Annotated in this window: 19 protein-coding genes; all 19 read left to right on the plus strand. The window is 59.4% G+C overall.

The genetic code is table 11. The annotated features are described in order from the left end of the window. Positions 1-104 precede the first annotated feature (104 nt). The 19 genes from IB252_RS03310 to fliL all read left to right on the plus strand — a co-directional run bounded on the left by IB252_RS03310 (position 105) and on the right by fliL (position 18,689). Positions 105-956, plus strand: coding sequence for a flagellin domain-containing protein (locus tag IB252_RS03310; protein WP_192406784.1), 852 nt, complete (start codon positions 105-107; stop codon positions 954-956). Between the two features lie 72 nt (positions 957-1,028). Continuing rightward, positions 1,029-1,391 (plus strand): flagellar protein FlaG, encoded by a 363-nt coding sequence (locus IB252_RS03315; RefSeq protein WP_192406786.1) that lies wholly within the window; start codon positions 1,029-1,031, stop codon positions 1,389-1,391. 82 nt (positions 1,392-1,473) lie between these two features. Beyond that, the gene (fliD, locus tag IB252_RS03320) at positions 1,474-2,895 is read left to right on the plus strand and encodes a flagellar filament capping protein FliD (protein WP_192406788.1); all 1,422 of its coding nucleotides are present in this window, start codon (positions 1,474-1,476) and stop codon (positions 2,893-2,895) included. Positions 2,896-3,024: 129 nt separating this feature from the next. Further along, positions 3,025-3,420, plus strand: coding sequence for a flagellar export chaperone FliS (fliS, locus tag IB252_RS03325; RefSeq protein WP_192406790.1), 396 nt, complete (start codon positions 3,025-3,027; stop codon positions 3,418-3,420). An 11-nt stretch (positions 3,421-3,431) separates the two neighbouring features. Beyond that, positions 3,432-3,728 carry a flagellar protein FliT gene (locus IB252_RS03330; protein ID WP_192406792.1) on the plus strand — a complete coding sequence of 99 codons (297 nt, stop codon included), beginning with the start codon at positions 3,432-3,434 and terminating at the stop codon, positions 3,726-3,728. Positions 3,729-3,901: 173 nt separating this feature from the next. Further along, a complete protein-coding gene (locus IB252_RS03335) occupies positions 3,902-5,377 on the plus strand; it encodes a sigma-54 dependent transcriptional regulator (protein WP_192406794.1) in 1,476 nt (491 codons plus the stop codon). A 128-nt stretch (positions 5,378-5,505) separates the two neighbouring features. After that, positions 5,506-6,711 carry a sensor histidine kinase gene (locus tag IB252_RS03340; protein ID WP_192407569.1) on the plus strand — a complete coding sequence of 402 codons (1,206 nt, stop codon included), beginning with the start codon at positions 5,506-5,508 and terminating at the stop codon, positions 6,709-6,711. Positions 6,712-6,716: 5 nt separating this feature from the next. Then, positions 6,717-8,102 carry a sigma-54-dependent response regulator transcription factor FleR gene (fleR, locus tag IB252_RS03345; protein ID WP_192406796.1) on the plus strand — a complete coding sequence of 462 codons (1,386 nt, stop codon included), beginning with the start codon at positions 6,717-6,719 and terminating at the stop codon, positions 8,100-8,102. A gap of 130 nt (positions 8,103-8,232) precedes the next feature. Further along, complete coding sequence (gene fliE / locus IB252_RS03350; protein WP_111451874.1) at positions 8,233-8,562, plus strand: flagellar hook-basal body complex protein FliE; 330 nt, start codon at positions 8,233-8,235, stop codon at positions 8,560-8,562. Between the two features lie 15 nt (positions 8,563-8,577). After that, positions 8,578-10,362: a flagellar basal-body MS-ring/collar protein FliF gene (fliF, locus tag IB252_RS03355; RefSeq protein WP_111451875.1), complete on the plus strand. Its 1,785-nt coding sequence runs from the start codon at positions 8,578-8,580 to the stop codon at positions 10,360-10,362. After that, a complete protein-coding gene (fliG, locus tag IB252_RS03360; protein WP_007948903.1) occupies positions 10,355-11,374 on the plus strand; it encodes a flagellar motor switch protein FliG in 1,020 nt (339 codons plus the stop codon). The genes fliF and fliG overlap by 8 nt, the downstream gene beginning before the upstream one ends. A 7-nt stretch (positions 11,375-11,381) precedes the next feature. Beyond that, entirely contained in the window at positions 11,382-12,191 is an 810-nt protein-coding gene (gene fliH / locus IB252_RS03365; RefSeq protein ID WP_111451876.1) for a flagellar assembly protein FliH, read from the plus strand. Continuing rightward, entirely contained in the window at positions 12,181-13,539 is a 1,359-nt protein-coding gene (gene fliI / locus IB252_RS03370; RefSeq protein WP_008151063.1) for a flagellar protein export ATPase FliI, read from the plus strand. Before fliH ends, fliI begins: the two co-directional genes overlap by 11 nt. 6 nt (positions 13,540-13,545) lie before the next feature. Next, positions 13,546-13,995 carry a flagellar export protein FliJ gene (gene fliJ / locus IB252_RS03375; RefSeq protein WP_056742083.1) on the plus strand — a complete coding sequence of 150 codons (450 nt, stop codon included), beginning with the start codon at positions 13,546-13,548 and terminating at the stop codon, positions 13,993-13,995. A gap of 95 nt (positions 13,996-14,090) precedes the next feature. Continuing rightward, entirely contained in the window at positions 14,091-14,396 is a 306-nt protein-coding gene (locus IB252_RS03380; RefSeq protein WP_111451877.1) for an STAS domain-containing protein, read from the plus strand. Between the two features lie 5 nt (positions 14,397-14,401). Next, the gene (locus IB252_RS03385) at positions 14,402-16,108 is read left to right on the plus strand and encodes a fused response regulator/phosphatase (RefSeq protein ID WP_192406798.1); all 1,707 of its coding nucleotides are present in this window, start codon (positions 14,402-14,404) and stop codon (positions 16,106-16,108) included. A gap of 30 nt (positions 16,109-16,138) precedes the next feature. Continuing rightward, the gene (locus IB252_RS03390; RefSeq protein ID WP_192406800.1) at positions 16,139-16,507 is read left to right on the plus strand and encodes an Hpt domain-containing protein; all 369 of its coding nucleotides are present in this window, start codon (positions 16,139-16,141) and stop codon (positions 16,505-16,507) included. A gap of 83 nt (positions 16,508-16,590) precedes the next feature. Beyond that, on the plus strand, positions 16,591-17,952 hold the full coding sequence (locus IB252_RS03395) for a flagellar hook-length control protein FliK (protein ID WP_192406802.1): 1,362 nt from the start codon (positions 16,591-16,593) through the stop codon (positions 17,950-17,952). A gap of 236 nt (positions 17,953-18,188) precedes the next feature. Beyond that, positions 18,189-18,689, plus strand: coding sequence for a flagellar basal body-associated protein FliL (fliL, locus tag IB252_RS03400; RefSeq protein WP_111451881.1), 501 nt, complete (start codon positions 18,189-18,191; stop codon positions 18,687-18,689). Positions 18,690-18,693 lie beyond the last annotated feature (4 nt).

The raw sequence follows: 18,693 nt of genomic DNA on the forward strand, positions 1-18,693 counted from the left end.
AGCAACCTGCATTCCCGACGATAACTATTACGAAGGTTCTCTAGGCCATACCCGGCGGTTGCCAGGGCCGGAAGCCGCAGTACCCAACCAACGAGGAATTCGTCATGGCTTTAACAGTAAACACCAACACCACGTCGTTGAACGTTCAGAAAAACCTGAACCGCGCTTCCGACGCTCTGTCGACTTCGATGTCTCGTCTGTCTTCCGGCCTGAAAATCAACAGCGCTAAAGACGACGCTGCCGGCCTGCAAATCTCCAACCGTATGACCAGCCAGATCCGCGGTCAGAACGTTGCAGTTAAAAACGCCAACGACGGTATCTCGATGGCTCAGACCGCTGAAGGCGCTCTGCAAGAATCGACCAACATTCTGCAACGTATGCGTGAACTGGCTGTACAAGCGCGTAACGGCACCAACGGTACTGCTGACCAAACTGCAACCAACTCCGAATTCGCTCAGATGTCTGACGAATTGACCCGTATCGCTGCTTCGACTCAATTGAATGGCAAGAACCTGCTGGACGGTTCGGCTGGTACTGTACAGCTGCAAGTTGGCTCCGCCACTGGTACTGCCAACCACATCGACCTGGTGCTCAGCTCCAAGTTCGACGCCGTCAGCATGTCGGTAGACAAAGCTACTCTGGCTCTGACCGGGGCAACCGTTACCGGTGCTCAAGCCAACATCGACAACGCGATCACCGCGATCGACGCTGCAATCGCTCAGATCGGCGCTACCCGTGCAAACCTGGGTGCTTCGCAAAACCGTCTGACCAGCACCATCTCCAACCTGCAAAACATCACTGAAAACGTTACTGCTGCACAAGGTCGCGTACAAGATACCGACTTCGCCGCAGAAACCGCTAACCTGACCAAACAGCAAACTCTGCAACAAGCTTCCACCGCTGTTCTGGCCCAGGCTAACCAGCTGCCATCCGCTGTACTGAAACTGCTTCAGTAATATCGGATTGGGTTTTGGCGGGGGAGTGCGCTTGCGTGCTCTCTCGCTTTTTCCGTTTAAGAGGTGATGGTCATGGACATGAGCGTGAAGCTGAACTTGTCTTACCCTGCCGCGAAACCGGCGGTCAGCACTACCGATAAGCCGGCTGAAAAGCCTCGCGTCGAAAGCACCCAGGCTGTCACTGCAGTGGGTAAAAGCTCGGATTCTGACAATTCGGATAAGTTGAAGATGGCTGTTCAGGAGATTGAAAAGTTCGTTCAGTCGGTCAAGCGTAATCTCGAGTTTTCCATCGATGAATCGTCCGGCAAAGTCATCGTCAAGGTAATCGCCAGTGAATCCGGTGAAGTGATTCGACAGATTCCGTCGGCGGAAGCCATGAAGCTGGCTGAAAGCCTGCACAACGCCAGTAACGTGTTGTTCGATATGAAAGCCTGACACTGGCATGAAACGTGTTTGTACGTTCATTGGCCGCGCCTAGTGGTCAAAAGACCGGCGAAATACAGATAGGGAGATGCACATGGCAAGTCCAATTTTACCGGGTTCGGGTCTAGGGTCCGGTCTCGATATCGGTGCGATCGTGACCGCGCTGGTCAACTCCGACAAATCTGCCAAGCAGACGCTGATCACCAATCAGACGTCCATCAACACGGCCAAGATTTCTGCTACCGGTGCTTTGAAATCAGCGCTGGCGGCGTTCCAGACCGCCATGACCAACCTGGGTAAAAGAGACGCGCCTTCATTTTCGGGGTTTAACGCGACGTCGAGTACGCCGGCGACGTTGACCGTCACCTCGGATAACACCGCGGTAAACGGTAGCTACAGCGTTACAGTGAATAATCTGGCGACCGGTTCGAAAGTGGCCAGTGCGGCGTTTGCCGGCGGTGCCAGCAGTGCCATTCCGACTGGTACATTGAAAGTCAGTCAAAATGGTATTGATTATCCGGTGACGATCGCGAGCGGCGCGACCTTGCAGTCGACCCGTGACGCAATCAACACTACGCTGCAGGGCAAAGGTATCAGCGCCAACATTGTCACCGACGCCAATGGCTCGCGATTGGTTATCGGTTCTACGGTGACAGGCGCAGGTTCGGATCTAAAGGTCAGCGGCATTGCCGGCCTGGAAGTCGACGGGACCAACAGTTTGGGCAGCACCCCGGCCGCCGGGGATTCCGGTAATATTGGTGGTTTGGCCGCGGATGCATCGGTCATGATCGATGGTCTGACTGTCACCAGCAAAAGCAATACGATTAGTCAGGCGGTCGGCGGTATCAGCATGACTCTGGTGGCGAAAAGTGCGACACCGGTTACGGTCACGGTAGGCACCAATACCGAAGGGCTGAAAACCTCGTTGCAATCGTTCGTCGATGCTTACAACAACGTGATCAACACCCTGACCAAGCTGACCAAGCCAAGCCTCGATGATGAAGGCAACCCGACCATCGGGGCGGCAATGACCGGTGATTCCCTGCCACGTAACCTGATCACTGCCGTGCGCAATGAGCTGGTGGCGCCGGGTGCGGGCGGTCAATTATCGGTGCTGTCGCAGTTGGGCGTTCAGACCGATCAGAAGACCGGTGCGCTGACGATCGATGCGACCAAGTACGCCAAGGCTATGGCGACTCCGGGGATGAGCAGTTCGGTACAGACTTTGTTCACGGGTACTGACACTAAAAATGGCCTGCTGGCGCGCATGTCGGCGGCGATCACGCCTTATTCCCAGACTGGCGGTATCCTTGATCAGCGCAACAACAGCCTGAGCAGGGTGCAAAAGGACCTGACCACTCAGCAGTCGGCACTCGACCTGCGGGTGACCAACCTGACTGCATCCCTGACTGCCAAGTACAACGCGATGGATCTGCTGGTCGGCCAGATGAAGGCCACCGCCAGCAACATTACTGGTTTCTTCGCGTCGTTGAACGCTCAGCAGTCCAGCAAGTAGTCATGAGTTGATGACAAAAACCCGGCTACGCTTTTCGGCGTACGCCGGGTTTTTGTCTTCTGATCTAAAGTTTTTGGGTTCGTGGACGATACACTGCATACGAGTCATTGAGTGGCAACGAGGTAGAACATGAATCCGATGTTGGCCCTTCGGCAATATCAGAAAGTTGGAGCGCAGGCCCAGACTTCCGAAGCCAGTCCGCACCGTCTGGTGCAAATGCTGATGGAAGGCGGCCTGGATCGCATTGCCCAGGCTAAAGGCGCGATGGAGCGCAAGGACATTCCCGGCAAGGGATCGTCGATCAGCAAGGCTATCGGGATCATCGGCGGCTTGCGCGAAGGCCTGGATCTTGAAAAAAACGCCGATACCGTCGGTGAACTTGACCGTCTCTACGCTTACATGATGAAGCGTCTCGCCGAGGCGAACATCAAGAGCGACCCGCGGATTCTCGATGAAGTCGCTGGTTTGCTGCGCACGGTAAAAGAAGGCTGGGATGCCATCGCCGCGCCGGGTCCGCAGTTTTAAGGGAGATCACCATGAGTCTTGTATTGCAGCGAATCGAACAAACCCGCGAAGCGCTGGTCGGTGCACTGGCCGAGCGCAACTGGGAGGCCATCGGTCAATTGGACCTGGCTTGCCGTTCCTGCATGGAAGACGTCTTGAGTGAAGCTTCGGTGGACGAGGCCGCGTTACGCGACAATCTTGAGGAGTTGTTGGGGGTGTATAAACAGCTTCTTGAGGCGGCTACGGGGGAGCGGCAAGCGATAGTTGATGAGATGTCGCAGATCCACCAAGCACAGAGCGCGGCAAAGGTTTACCATCTGTTCGGTTAATTAATCCCCGGTTAATCCAAACATAGTGCGCCATAAATTTGACTGTGCACGGTTTTTTGACTTAACTAGTGGCTGGTTCCAGATTTCAGGCGTCTACAGGCATAACGTGTCTGCAAGCGTCTAGCTTGCCCCATCATTTTGGGCATTGAGTTGACTAGGGAAGTTGCTATTGCATGTGGCGTGAAACCAAAATTCTGCTGATTGATGACGATAGCGTCCGCCGCCGCGACCTGGCGGTGATTTTAAATTTTCTTGGCGAAGAAAATTTACCCTGCGGTAGCCATGACTGGCAGCAGGCTGTCGGCTCATTGTCATCAAGTCGTGAAGTAATCTGTGTCCTCATCGGGACGGTCAATGCTCCTGGCGCACTCGTGGGCCTGTTAAAGACACTCTCGACCTGGGATGAGTTCCTTCCGGTTTTGTTAATGGGCGATAATTCTTCCGTTGACTTGCCTGAAGACCAGCGCCGCCGAGTGCTTTCGACCCTCGAGATGCCACCCAGCTACAGCAAATTGCTCGACTCCCTGCACCGTGCCCAGGTCTATCGCGAGATGTACGACCAGGCCCGCGAGCGCGGCCGTCACCGTGAGCCCAATCTTTTCCGCAGCCTTGTCGGCACCAGCCGGGCGATTCAACACGTCCGTCAGATGATGCAGCAAGTCGCCGACACCGACGCCAGTGTGCTGATCCTCGGTGAGTCCGGGACCGGCAAGGAAGTGGTCGCGCGCAACCTGCACTATCACTCCAAGCGTCGTGACGCGCCGTTCGTACCGGTCAACTGCGGCGCGATCCCGGCCGAGTTGCTGGAAAGCGAACTGTTTGGCCACGAGAAGGGCGCCTTCACCGGGGCAATCACCAGTCGCGCCGGGCGTTTCGAACTGGCCAATGGCGGCACGCTGTTCCTCGATGAAATCGGTGACATGCCGTTGCCGATGCAGGTCAAGTTGCTGCGCGTATTGCAGGAGCGCACCTTCGAGCGCGTGGGCAGCAACAAGACCCAGAGCGTCGATGTGCGGATCATCGCGGCAACCCACAAGAATCTCGAAAGCATGATCGAGATCGGTACCTTCCGCGAAGACTTGTACTACCGCCTGAACGTGTTCCCGATCGAAATGGCGCCACTGCGCGAGCGTGTCGAAGACATTCCGCTGCTGATGAACGAGTTGATCTCGCGCATGGAGCACGAGAAGCGTGGGTCGATCCGTTTCAATTCCGCGGCGATCATGTCGCTGTGTCGCCACGGCTGGCCGGGCAACGTCCGCGAACTCGCCAACCTGGTGGAGCGCATGGCGATCATGCATCCGTACGGGGTGATCGGCGTGGTCGAGCTGCCGAAGAAATTCCGTTACGTCGACGACGAAGATGAGCAACTGGTCGACAGCTTTCGCAGCGATCTTGAAGAGCGCGTGGCCATCAACGGTCATACTCCGGACTTCTCTGCCGGCGCCATGCTGCCACCGGAAGGTCTGGACCTGAAGGACTACCTCGGTGGTCTGGAGCAAGGGCTGATTCAGCAGGCGCTGGATGATGCCAATGGCATCGTGGCGCGCGCGGCAGAGCGGCTGCGTATTCGTCGCACCACGCTGGTGGAAAAGATGCGCAAGTACGGTATGAGCCGTCGTGACGGTGATGAACAGGCAGATGATTGACGCCTGTTTTTCAAGTCCTTCATTTGTAGGCGGTTTTTTTTAGGCACGGGTATTGCTACGTCCCTCGCAACGTTCCGTTTCACTGACGGTCAGCCAAGCGAGAGAGCACGATGCCCCAAGCCGCCCAGATGTCTCCTGTCCCTGACGCTTCGGGGCAACCGTCGTCCGTAGAGCAGGCGAGCCGGCTTGGCCTCGAGCAGGCGTTTGCACTGTTTAGCCAGATGTCGAGCCAATTGACCGATTCCTACAGCATGCTCGAAGCCCGGGTCACCGAGCTCAAGGGTGAGCTGGCGGTAGTCAGTGCTCAGCGCATGCAGGAGCTGGCGGAAAAAGAACGCTTGGCCAACCGGCTGCAAAACCTCCTCGATCTGTTGCCCGGCGGCGTCATCGTCATCGATGCTCAAGGCATCGTGCGCGAAGCCAACCCCGCTGCCTGCGAACTGCTCGGTCTGCCCCTCGAAGGCGAGCTGTGGCGTCATGTCATTGCCCGCTGCTTTGCGCCCCGTGAAGACGACGGTCACGAAATCTCGCTCAAGGACGGTCGGCGCTTGTCGATCTCAACGCGCTCGCTGGATGCCGAGCCCGGTCAGTTGGTGTTGCTCAACGACCTGACTGAAACCCGTCATCTGCAAGATCAGTTGGCCCGCCACGAGCGTCTGTCATCCCTCGGCCGAATGGTCGCTTCGCTTGCTCATCAGATTCGTACCCCCTTGTCCGCCGCCTTGCTCTACGCCAGTCATTTGACTGAGCAAGCGTTGCCGGTCGAGACCCAGCAACGTTTTGCCGGGCGCCTGAAAGAGCGTCTGCATGAGTTGGAACATCAGGTTCGCGACATGCTGGTGTTTGCGCGCGGCGAGCTGCCGCTGACCGATCGCGTCACGCCCAAAGTGCTGATGCAGTCGCTGCAGGCGGCAGCACTGACCCATGTGCAGGATCTGCCGATTCGTTGGCAGTGCGACTGTCATTCGGGCGAGTTGTTGTGCAATCGCGACACGCTGGTCGGGGCGATCCTGAACCTGATCGAGAACGCCATTCAGGCCAGCGCCGGCGATGTGCGTTTGAAAGTCCATTTCTATACCCGTGACAACAACCTGCATGTAGCGGTCAGCGACAGCGGTAGTGGCATCGATACGAAAGTACTGGCGCGTCTGGGTGAACCCTTCTTTACCACTAAAACCACCGGAACCGGCCTCGGCCTGACCGTGGTCAAGGCAGTGACGCGTGCTCATCAAGGAGAATTGCAGCTGCGCTCGCGGCTTGGTCGCGGCACGTGTGCGCAGGTGATCCTGCCACTTTTTTCGGGTGAAAAGCCCAGCGCTCAAGGCGCGGAGTGAAGGACATGGCAATCAAGGTTTTACTGGTCGAGGATGACCGCGCGCTACGCGAAGCACTGGCCGATACGCTGTTGCTCGCCGGCCACGATTTCAAAGCCGTAGGCTCGGCCGAAGAAGCGCTGGGGGCGGTCGGTGCCGAGGCGTTCAACCTGGTGCTGAGTGACGTCAACATGCCGGGCATGGACGGCCATCAACTGCTCGGATTGCTGCGCACTCGTCAGCCGCAGCTGCCGGTGTTGCTGATGACCGCTCACGGTGCTGTCGAGCGGGCGGTCGATGCGATGCGTCAGGGCGCAGCGGATTACCTGGTCAAGCCATTCGAGCCCAAAGCCTTGCTCGATCTGGTGGCGCGACATGCGCTGGGCTGTCTCGGTGCGACCGAGGGCGAGGGGCCGGTAGCGTTCGAGCCGGCCAGTGCGCAATTGCTGGAATTGGCCGCACGGGTGGCGCGCAGTGATTCCACGGTGTTGATTTCCGGTGAGTCCGGGACCGGCAAGGAAGTGCTGGCGCGTTACATCCATCAGCACTCTCGCCGCGCCAGTCAGCCGTTCATTGCGATCAACTGTGCAGCGATCCCGGACAACATGCTCGAAGCCACCTTGTTCGGTCACGAAAAGGGTTCGTTCACCGGCGCCATCGCAGCGCAGGCCGGCAAGTTCGAGCAAGCCGATGGCGGCACGATCCTGCTCGATGAAATCTCCGAAATGCCCCTGGGCCTTCAGGCCAAGTTACTGCGGGTATTGCAGGAGCGCGAAGTCGAGCGAGTCGGCGCTCGCAAGCCGATCACGCTGGATATTCGAGTCGTGGCGACCACCAACCGTGACCTGGCCGCTGAAGTGGCAGCGGGGCGTTTTCGTGAAGACCTTTACTATCGCCTGTCGGTGTTTCCGCTGGCCTGGCGTCCGTTGCGCGAACGTACCGCCGACATCCTGCCATTGGCTGAGCGTCTTCTGGGCAAGTACGTCAATAAAATGAAGCATGCCGCGGCAAGGTTGTCGCCCGAGGCTCAGGCGTGCCTGATCGGTTATCCGTGGCCGGGTAATGTGCGGGAGCTGGATAACGCGATTCAGCGGGCGCTGATCCTGCAGCAGGGCGGATTGATACAGCCTGAGGATTTCTGTCTGGCCGGGCCCGTCGCCTGTGCGCCGTTGCCAGCCTTGGCGCCAGCGTCCGTGCGAACCGTGGAGGTCGAATCCGAGTCGGCCGGGGCGCTGGGTGATGACCTGCGTCGTCGTGAGTTCCAGATGATCATCGACACCTTGCGCTCCGAACGCGGCCGTCGCAAAGAGGCCGCCGAGCGCTTGGGCATCAGCCCGCGCACCCTGCGTTACAAGCTGGCGCAGATGCGTGATGCCGGAATGGACGTGGAAGCTTATTTGTTCGCCACCTGATTCGTTAGCCATGCAAAGCCCGGGACGGCTTTTGTTTAGAGCGGCCACGGAGCTGGCACCCTTGTTGCTAACACCTCACTACCCGCCGAGTGAGTGTCAAAAAATTGCGGGTCGCCAGAGAGAGTAGACCATGAGCCAAGGTATTGAATTTAATCGATTGATGTTGGACATGCGTTCCATGCAAATGGATGCCATGTCTGCGTCGAAATCGACTGCCGCTGTTCCTGAAATGGGTGGCAGCAGCTTTTCCGACATGCTCGGTCAGGCCGTCAATAAAGTGAACGACACCCAACAGGCGTCCAATCAGTTGGCCAGTGCCTTCGAGATCGGCAAGAGCGGCGTCGACCTGACGGACGTGATGATTTCCTCGCAGAAGGCCAGCGTGTCTTTTCAAGCGTTGACCCAAGTACGCAACAAGCTGGTTCAGGCATACCAAGACATCATGCAGATGCCGGTTTAAGGACGAGATTGAGTCATGGCAGAAGCAGTCGCCGATAATGTTCCGGCCAAGGCCACTCCAATAGATGGCAAGCCGCCGCTGTTCGGGTTGTCCTTCCTGGAAAACCTCTCCGAGATGACCATGTTGCGTCAGGTGGGCCTGTTGGTCGGCCTGGCTGCGAGCGTGGCGATTGGCTTTGCCGTGGTGTTGTGGTCCCAGCAGCCGGACTACCGGCCTCTGTATGGCAGCCTTGCCGGTATGGACGCCAAACAGGTCATGGATACCCTGGCCGCAGCCGACATTCCCTATACCGTTGAACCGAACTCCGGTGCCTTGCTGGTCAAGGCCGATGACCTGTCCCGTGCGCGAATCAAACTCGCGGGCGCTGGTGTCACTCCCAGCGATGGCAACATCGGTTTTGAAATCCTCGACAAGGACCAGGGCCTGGGTACCAGCCAGTTCATGGAAGCGACCCGTTATCGTCGCGGTCTCGAAGGCGAACTGGCTCGCACCATCTCCAGCCTGAACAACGTCAAGGGTGCTCGCGTGCACCTGGCGATTCCGAAAAGTTCGGTGTTCGTGCGCGATGAGCGCAAGCCGAGCGCTTCGATTCTGGTGGAACTGTACGCCGGCCGCTCGCTGGAGCCGGGTCAGGTGCTGGCAATCATCAACCTGGTGGCCACCAGCGTTCCCGAACTCAGCAAATCCCAGATCACTGTTGTCGACCAGAAGGGCAACCTGCTGTCGGATCAGGCGGAAAATTCCGAGCTGACCATGGCCGGCAAGCAATTCGATTACAGCCGTCGCATGGAAAGCATGCTGACTCAGCGCGTGCACAACATTCTGCAACCGGTGCTGGGCAATGATCGCTATAAAGCCGAAGTCTCGGCCGATGTGGATTTCAGCGCTGTCGAGTCGACCTCCGAGCAGTTCAACCCGGACCAGCCGGCGTTGCGCAGCGAGCAGTCGGTCAACGAACAACGTACCGCCAGCAATGGCCCGCAAGGTGTGCCGGGTGCCCTGAGCAACCAGCCGCCGTCGCCTGCCTCGGCGCCGCAAACCACTGGTGGCGCTACCGCGTCGGCCGGCATGGTGCAGCCAGGCCAGCCACTGCTGGATGCCAACGGTCAGCAAATCATGGACCCGGCCACCGGCCAGCCTATGCTTGCACCGTACCCGGCGGACAAGCGTCAACAGTCCACCAAGAACTTCGAACTCGACCGTTCCATCAGCCACACCAAACAACAGCAGGGCCGTTTGAATCGCCTCTCGGTGTCGGTGGTGGTGGATGACCAGGTCAAGATCAACGCGGCCAACGGTGAAACCACCCGTGCACCGTGGACCGCCGATGAATTGGCGCGCTTCACTCGCCTGGTACAGGACGCCGTCGGCTTCGACGCCAGCCGTGGCGACAGCGTCAGCGTGATCAACATGCCGTTCTCCGCCGAGCGCGGTGAAGTGATTGCCGAAATTCCGTTCTACTCCCAGCCTTGGTTCTGGGACATCGTCAAGCAAGTACTGGGTGTCTTGTTCATCCTGGTGCTGGTGTTCGGTGTGCTGCGTCCGGTGCTCAACAACATCACCGGCGGCGGCAAAGATAAACATCTAGGCATCGGCAGCGACGTCGAGTTGGGTGGCATGGGCGGCCTGGACGGCGAACTGGCCAACGACCGCGTCAGTCTCGGTGGCCCGACCAGCATTCTGCTGCCGAGCCCGAGCGAAGGCTATGACGCACAGTTGAACGCAATCAAGAGTCTGGTGGCAGAAGATCCGGGTCGTGTGGCCCAGGTCGTGAAAGAGTGGATTAACGCAGATGAGTGATAACCGAGCCGTTGCCGCCAAACTGTCCAAGGTCGACAAAGCCGCGATTCTGCTGCTGTCCCTGGGTTCGACCGACGCCGCCCAAGTGCTGCGCCACATGGGGCCTAAAGAGGTCCAGCGGGTGGGTGTGGCCATGGCCCAGATGGGTAACGTGCACCGCGAGCAGGTCGAGCAGGTGATGAGCGAGTTCGTCGATATCGTCGGCGACCAGACCAGCCTCGGCGTCGGTTCTGATGACTACGTGCGCAAAATGCTCACCCAGGCCCTGGGCGAAGACAAGGCCAACGGCCTGATCGACCGCATCCTGCTGGGCGGCAACACCAGTGGCCTCGACAGCCTGAAGTGGATGGAACCGCGTGCCGTCGCCGACGTGATCCGTTACGAGCACCCGCAGATCCAGGCGATCGTGGTGGCGTATCTTGATCCGGACCAGGCCGGCGAAGTGCTCGGCAACTTCGACCACAAGGTGCGCCTGGACATCATTCTGCGGGTCTCCTCGCTGAATACCGTGCAGCCAGCGGCCCTGAAAGAACTCAACCAGATTCTTGAGAAGCAGTTCTCCGGCAACTCGAATGCTTCGCGCACCACCTTGGGTGGCATCAAGCGCGCGGCGGATATCATGAACTTCCTCGACAGCTCGATCGAAGGTCAGCTGATGGACTCGATTCGCGAAGTCGACGAAGACCTGTCCGGTCAGATCGAAGACCTCATGTTCGTGTTCAACAACCTGTCCGATGTCGACGATCGCGGTATTCAAGCGTTGCTGCGTGAAGTGTCCTCCGACGTGCTGGTGCTGGCCCTCAAGGGTTCGGACGAAGGCGTCAAAGAAAAGATTTTCAAGAACATGTCCAAACGGGCGGCCGAACTGTTGCGCGACGACCTCGAGGCCAAAGGCCCGGTGCGCGTCAGCGACGTGGAAACCGCGCAGAAAGAAATCCTCACCATTGCCCGCCGTATGGCCGAAGCCGGAGAAATCGTTCTCGGCGGGAAGGGCGGCGAAGAGATGATCTAAGGTCACTATGTCGTCCAAACATGATGAGTCCAACACCGACCTGATCCGCGGCAAGGACGTCGATGGTTTCGACGTCTGGTCGCTGCCCAGTTTCGATCCGTTCGTGCCGGAACCCGAGCCGGAACCTGAGCCCGAGCCGCCGGAAATGGAAGAAGTGCCACTGGATGAAGTCCAGCCACTGACCCTCGAAGAACTCGAAAGCATTCGCCAGGAGGCCTACAACGAAGGCTTCGCCACGGGCGAGAAAGAAGGTTTCCACAGCACTACGCTCAAGGTCCGCCAGGAGGCCGAGGTGGCCTTGGCCGCCAAAATTGCCGCTCTGGAGCAACTGATGGGGCATTTGTTCGAGCCTATCGCCGAGCAGGACACCCTGATCGAAAAGTCCCTGGTCGACCTGGTGCAGCACATCACCAAACAGGTGATTCAGCGCGAACTGGCCATCGACTCGACGCAAATCGAACACGTCATGCGCGAGGCCCTCAAGCTCTTGCCGCTGGGCGTGGGCAATGTGCGGCTGTACATCAATCCGCAAGATTTCGAGCAGGTCAAAGCCCTGCGCGAGCGTCATGAAGAAACCTGGCGCATCGTCGAGGACGAGGCATTGTTGCCCGGCGGTTGCCGGGTCGAGACTGAACACAGTCGCATTGATGCCACGGTCGAAACCCGCGTTGCGCGGGTCATGGACAAGCTCTTCGATCAGTTGCACGAACAGGTCTTGCATCCGGCCGAGCCGGATCTGAGCCTGGAACTGCCGATCAGCGACAAACCAGCGGTCGTGCCGGTCGAACCTGAACCGGACGTTCCCGATGCGCCTTGATCGCACCAGCTTCGCCAAGCGCCTCGGCAGTTACGCCGAGGCCACGGAGCTTGCAGGCGCGCCGATCCTTGAAGGCCGCTTGTTGCGCATGGTCGGCCTGACCCTCGAGGCCGAGGGCTTGCGCGCCGCCATGGGCAGCCGCTGCATGGTCATCAACGACGACAGTTATCACCCGGTGCAGGTCGAAGCCGAAGTCATGGGCTTCTCCGGCAGCAAGGTGTTTCTGATGCCGGTCGGCAGTGTTGCCGGCATCGCTCCCGGTGCTCGTGTGGTTCCTCTGGCCGATACCGGCCGTCTGCCGATGGGCATGAGCATGCTCGGGCGGGTGCTCGATGGCGCCGGTCGCGCGCTGGACGGCAAGGGCGGGATGAAGGCCGAAGACTGGGTGCCGATGGACGGCCCGACCATCAACCCGCTCAAGCGCGAACCGATCAGCGAGCCGCTGGACGTGGGCATTCGCAGCATCAACGGTTTGTTGACGGTCGGTCGCGGTCAGCGTCTGGGCCTGTTCGCCGGTACTGGCGTGGGCAAGAGTGTGCTGTTGGGCATGATGACCCGCTTCACCGAGGCCGACATCATCGTCGTCGGGCTGATCGGTGAGCGGGGTCGTGAAGTTAAAGAATTCATCGAGCACATCCTCGGTGAAGAAGGCCTCAAGCGTTCGGTCGTGGTGGCGTCCCCGGCGGACGATGCGCCTCTGATGCGTCTGCGCGCGGCGATGTACTGCACGCGAATCGCCGAGTATTTCCGCGACAAGGGCAAGAATGTCCTGTTGCTGATGGACTCCCTGACCCGTTTTGCCCAGGCCCAGCGGGAAATCGCCCTGGCCATCGGCGAGCCGCCAGCGACCAAGGGCTATCCGCCATCGGTGTTCGCCAAACTGCCGAAACTGGTGGAGCGGGCCGGTAATGCCGAGAAGGGCGGCGGTTCGATCACTGCGTTCTACACCGTACTGTCCGAAGGCGATGATCAGCAGGACCCGATTGCCGACGCCGCGCGAGGCGTGCTCGACGGGCACATCGTCCTGTCCCGGCGCCTGGCCGAGGAAGGTCATTACCCGGCCATCGATATCGAAGCGTCCATCAGCCGGGTCATGCCGTCGGTGGTTACGCCGGAACACATGATGCGCGCCCAGTATTTCAAGCAACTGTGGTCGCGTTATCAACAGAGTCGAGACTTGATCAGCGTCGGCGCCTACGTCGCCGGTGGTGATCGGGAAACCGACCTGGCGATCTCCCTGCAACCGCAGTTGGTGAAATACCTGCGCCAGGGCCTGAACGACAGCATCGGCCTGGGCGAAAGCGAAGCCTATCTCGGCACGATTTTCGCTCCCGCGGCCGGCGGCTAACCGGCCATGGCCCAGAGCCGAGCCTCGCGCCTGGCCCCCGTGGTCGAAATGGCCGAAAAGGCCGAGAAAACCGCGGTCCTGCGTCTGGGACACTTTCAGGGGCAAGTCCGTCTGGCGGAAAGTAAACTCGCTGACCTCGAAGCCTTTCGTCTCGATTACCAGGAGCAGTGGATCGTGCGCGGCAGCAGTGGCGTGTCGGGCCAATGGCTGCTGGGTTATCAAGGCTTTCTTGCGCAACTGGGGACCGCCATCGACCAGCAGCGACAAAGCCTGGTATGGCATCAAAACAACCTGAACAAGGCGCGGGAGTCCTGGCAGCAGGCGTTTGCCCGGGTCGAAGGCTTGCGCAAACTAGTGTTGCGCTACAGGGATGAGGCGCGGCGGCTGGAAGACCGGCGTGAGCAAAAGCTGCTGGATGAGTTGTCCCAGCGGTTGCCGCGTCAGGATCCGTATTGATCAGGCAGGGTTCAACCGTTTCCCGCCTTGCTCCTGCCCTCGCCAAGTGCTAAACCTTGTACACGTACGTTCACCAATGACAAGGAAGCCGTTAAATGCCAGTTGTTACAGAAGTCTCCCAAGATGGGCAAAAGCTGACGATATCGGTCAAGGGACGTTTCGATTTCGCCAAGCATCAGGAATTTCGTGAATCCTACGAAAATCTTTCGCCAAAACCCGAGTCCTTCGAAGTGGATCTGAAAGATGCCACCTACCTCGACAGCTCAGCGCTCGGCATGCTGCTGCTATTGCGTGATCACGCGGGCGGCGAGAATGCCGAGATCACGTTGACCAACGCTAACGCAGATGTGCGCAAGATTCTCGCCATCTCCAACTTCGAACAAATCTTCGACGTGGCGTGACCGCCATGCAGGCCTTGTTCGAACCGCTGACGATCCTGATCGCCGAAGACAGTGCGGCCGATCGCATGCTGCTGTCGACCATCGTTCGTCGCCAGGGGCATGAGGTGCTGACCGCTGCCAACGGTGCCGAAGCGGTCAAAGCGTTTCGCCAGCAACGACCGCAACTGGTGCTCATGGACGCGATGATGCCGGTGATGGACGGTTTTGAGGCGGCGCGGCAGATCAAGGTATTGGCAGGGGAAACCCTGGTGCCGATCATCTTCCTCACCTCGCTGACCGAAAGCGAAGCGCTGGCCCGCTGTCTGGAGGCCGGGGGCGACGACTTTCTGGCAAAGCCCTACAACCAGGTGATCCTCGGCGCCAAGATCAAGGCGATGGACCGCTTGCGACGATTGCAGGCCACGGTGTTGCAACAGCGCGACCAGATCGCCAAGCACCACGAGTACCTGCTCAACGAGCAGCGCGTGGCCAAGGCGGTGTTCGACAAGGTGGCCCACTCCGGCTGCTTGAGTGCACCCAATATTCGCTACCTGCAATCGCCCTATGCGTTGTTCAACGGCGATCTGCTGCTGGCCGCGTTCACCCCTGCCGGCGACATGCATGTGCTGCTCGGTGATTTTACCGGTCACGGTTTGCCGGCCGCGGTCGGTGCCATGCCCTTGGCCGAAGTTTTCTATGGCATGACCGCCAAGGGTTACGGCCTGTCCGAAACCCTGCGCGAGATGAACGCCAAGCTCAAGCGCATCCTGCCGGTGGACATGTTCTGTTGTGCAACGATGCTGTGCCTGAGTTTTCAGCGACGCTCGGTGGAGGTCTGGAACGGCGGAATGCCGGACGGTTACCTGCACAGCATCGCCAACGGTGAGCGAACGCCACTGGCGGCTCGGCATTTACCGCTCGGCGTGCTGAGCCCGCAATCCTTTGTTGACCGCACCGAGGTGTTTCCGATGGCGGTCGGGGATCGGGTCTTCCTGTTGTCCGACGGGGTGATTGATACCTGCGATGCCAATGAACAGTTGTTTGGTGTGGAGCGATTGCAGCAGGTGTTTGCGGCCAATCGTCAGCCTGATGAGCTGTTCGAAGAGATCGAGCAGGCGTTGCGGGACTTTCGCGGCGAGGCCCGTGATGACGTAAGCATGGTCGAGGTCAGTCTGCTGGAGGCCGCACAACTGAGCCCGCCGGCGCCGGTGTATTCCGACAGTGGTCAGTCCTGCCCGCTGGACTGGTCAGTGAGTTTCGAATTTCGCGCCGCCACGCTCAAACGCTTCAATCCGCTGCCGTATCTTCTTCAATTGCTGCTTGAGGTCCACGGTCTGCGGGCTCAGAGCGGGGCGCTCTACAGTGTTTTGGCCGAACTGTATTCCAATGCCCTGGAGCATGGGGTGCTGGGGCTGGATTCGGCGCTCAAGCGCGATGCCTCGGGTTTTACCCGCTATTATCAACAGCGCAATACCCGCCTGGACGCGTTGCAGGACGGCTTCGTGCGGGTGCATTTGCAGGTGACACCCAAGGGCGAGGGCGGGTGCCTGATTGTTCGGGTTGAAGACAGTGGCAAGGGTTTCGATGTCGCGCGGGTGATGGAGCGGCCCGTTGATGGTGTCCGTCTGTCGGGACGTGGCGTCAGTCTGATCCGTCAGCTGGGCCGCAATGCAAGTTGGTCTGACGATGGTCGAAGTGCCCGCGTGGAGTTTTTCTGGGAGGCTCTGGCATAATCCACGCATTCTTGATCAAGGAGTGAGCAAGTGGCTGACACACACCTGGACCGCGACGTGTTGAACGCGTTGCAAGAGGTCATGGAGGATGAGTATCCGATGTTGCTGGATACCTTTCTCGCCGATTCCGAAGAGCGTTTACGCATCTTGCGAAAGGCTGAAGATGCCGCGCAGCTCATGAATGCTGCCCATAGCTTCAAGGGCAGCAGCAGCAACATGGGCGCCATTCGCCTGGCTGAGTTGTGCCATGAGCTGGAGGAGCGCGCCAAGCAAAAAAGCCTCACCGGCATTGAAAAACTGGTGGACGAAATTGATGACGAATTTGCGTTCGTCCGGCCGCTCTATGAGGCCGAGCGTCAGCGTTCCCTCTCTGGCAATGAGACCGTCCGGCGCTTTTAGCGCCTGTCGCTCAAGTCTGGCTCGACCTTTGCACTAATCTCAATCAACTGTACCTACGATCCCAGTGCAGCGGAGACCGTTCCATGCCCGTTACCCCCAATACGCTTCTTCAGGCCGCCGCGCAGGCCAAGACTCAAGTCGCTTGCGCCAATACACCGGCGCTGGCCGCTGAGCCTGGGGACAAGGCATCCAGCTTCGCTCAGGTCTACGCCAATCAAGCCCGGAGCAAACCCTCTGCGGTGGATGATGGATCGGCCAGGCCGATACGCGATAAAGCGCCGGACAGCCCCGATAAAAAGGACGTCAGCAACGACGAGTCTGCCGCCGCGGAGCCTGCGGTTGCCGATAGCGGCAAATCCTTGCCCGCCGATAAACCGGCGCAGGCTGACGACGAGGCCGCCAGTGATGACGGGTCGGATACTGCGCAGACGCCGGTTGCCGATGCCGCGCCCGTTGACCCGGCGCTGGATCCTGCGTTGATGCAGGCAGTACAACCTGCGGTGCCAGCGCCGGTACCGGCCGCTCCGCCCGTTGTAGTCACCCCGCAACTGCAGGTCGAGGTGGCTGTGACGGCGGCAACGACTCCGGTCGTTGCAAGCACTGACACCGATTTCGATCCCGAAGCTGATCCTCTCGATGCATTGCCGGCCGTGCGTATGGCCATGGAGCAGGGCGGCCATATTTCGGCTGCGAGTCAGGCCCAGCCCAAAGCGGCGCCGACCTCGGCCCAGGCACAGGCCGACGGCGAGTCAACCTCGGCGCAAACCTTCGCCGCCGGCATGGCGAGCATGCTCGATGTGCAAGCCGACAAGGACAGCACCAGCCAGGGCGGCGACAAGGCCTTCAGTGGTCTTATCGATGACGGTCTCAAGGACCTGAAGTCCGCGAGTAGCGATACCCGGGTCGACGATTTCGCCAACCGTCTGGCGGCACTGACCCAGGCGGCCACGCCGAAAACCGCCAACGCGTTGCCGGTGAATCAACCGATCGCCATGCATCAGAGCGGCTGGACCGAAGAAGTGGTGAACCGGGTCATGTACCTGTCCAGTGCCAATCTCAAGGCCGCCGACATCCAGTTGCAACCGGCCGAACTGGGGCGCCTGGACATTCGGGTGAACATGGTTCCGGATCAGCAGACCCAAGTGACGTTCATGAGTGCTCATCCAAGTGTTCGCGAAGCGCTGGACGGGCAGATGCATCGCTTGCGTGACATGTTTGCGCAGCAGGGCATGGGCCAGGTCGATGTCAATGTGTCCGATCAGTCTCGTGGCTGGCAGGGCCAAGGGCAGGAGCAGGCGCAACAGGGTCAAAGTCAGGGGGGACGCACCAACGCCAGCGGTGGTCGTCTCGATTCCATGGACGAAGAGCTGGCACCAACAGCTGCCGAAGTAGCGGCCAGCACCACCAGCGTCATTGGCTCCAGCGCCGTCGACTACTACGCCTGATAAAGCCCAACACGAATCCCTGTGGGAGCGAGCCTGCTCGCGATGAGGCCTGAACAGTCAACATCTTCATTGACTGTTCAACCGCTATCGCGAGCAGGCTCGCTCCCACAGTGGATTTGCAGCGTTCTTCAAATTGCTATCAGTCCCACCCATCTCCCTTCAGACACTTCTGGCATAACACTTGCTCTTGCCTTGCCGTGCGACTGTGAAAACCCGAATAGTGACGGATTATTGGCATGGCGAAGAGCGAAGCAGCAGTAAAAGACCCCGCAACCAAAGGCAAACTCAAGCTGATCATTGTGATCGTGGTGGCCCTGCTGCTGGCGATCGGTTTGTCCGTGGGAGCAACCTGGTTCTTCATGCACAGCGCCCAGAGCAAGCCTGCCGCCGCGGCTGAAACCGCCCCGGTCGGCAAGCAGCCAGCGATTTTCGAGCCCATGGCGCCAGCCTTCGTGGCCAACTACAACCAGAACGGCCGTCAGCGCTACATGCAGGTGAGCATCACCATGCAGGGTCGCAATCAGGCCGATCTGGACGCGCTCAAAGTCCACATGCCTGTCATCCGCAACAACCTGGTCATGCTGTTCTCCGGGCAGGACTTCGCCACCCTGGCATCGCCGGTCGGGCAGGAAATGTTGCGTCAGAAAGCCACGGCCAGCGTCCAGGAAGTGGCGCAGAAAGAACTCGGCAAAGTGGTCATCGAACAGTTGCTTTTCACTAATTTCGTACTGCAGTAGGAAC

The organism is Pseudomonas sp. PDM10 (genome assembly GCF_014852295.1).
Lineage (GTDB): Bacteria > Pseudomonadota > Gammaproteobacteria > Pseudomonadales > Pseudomonadaceae > Aquipseudomonas.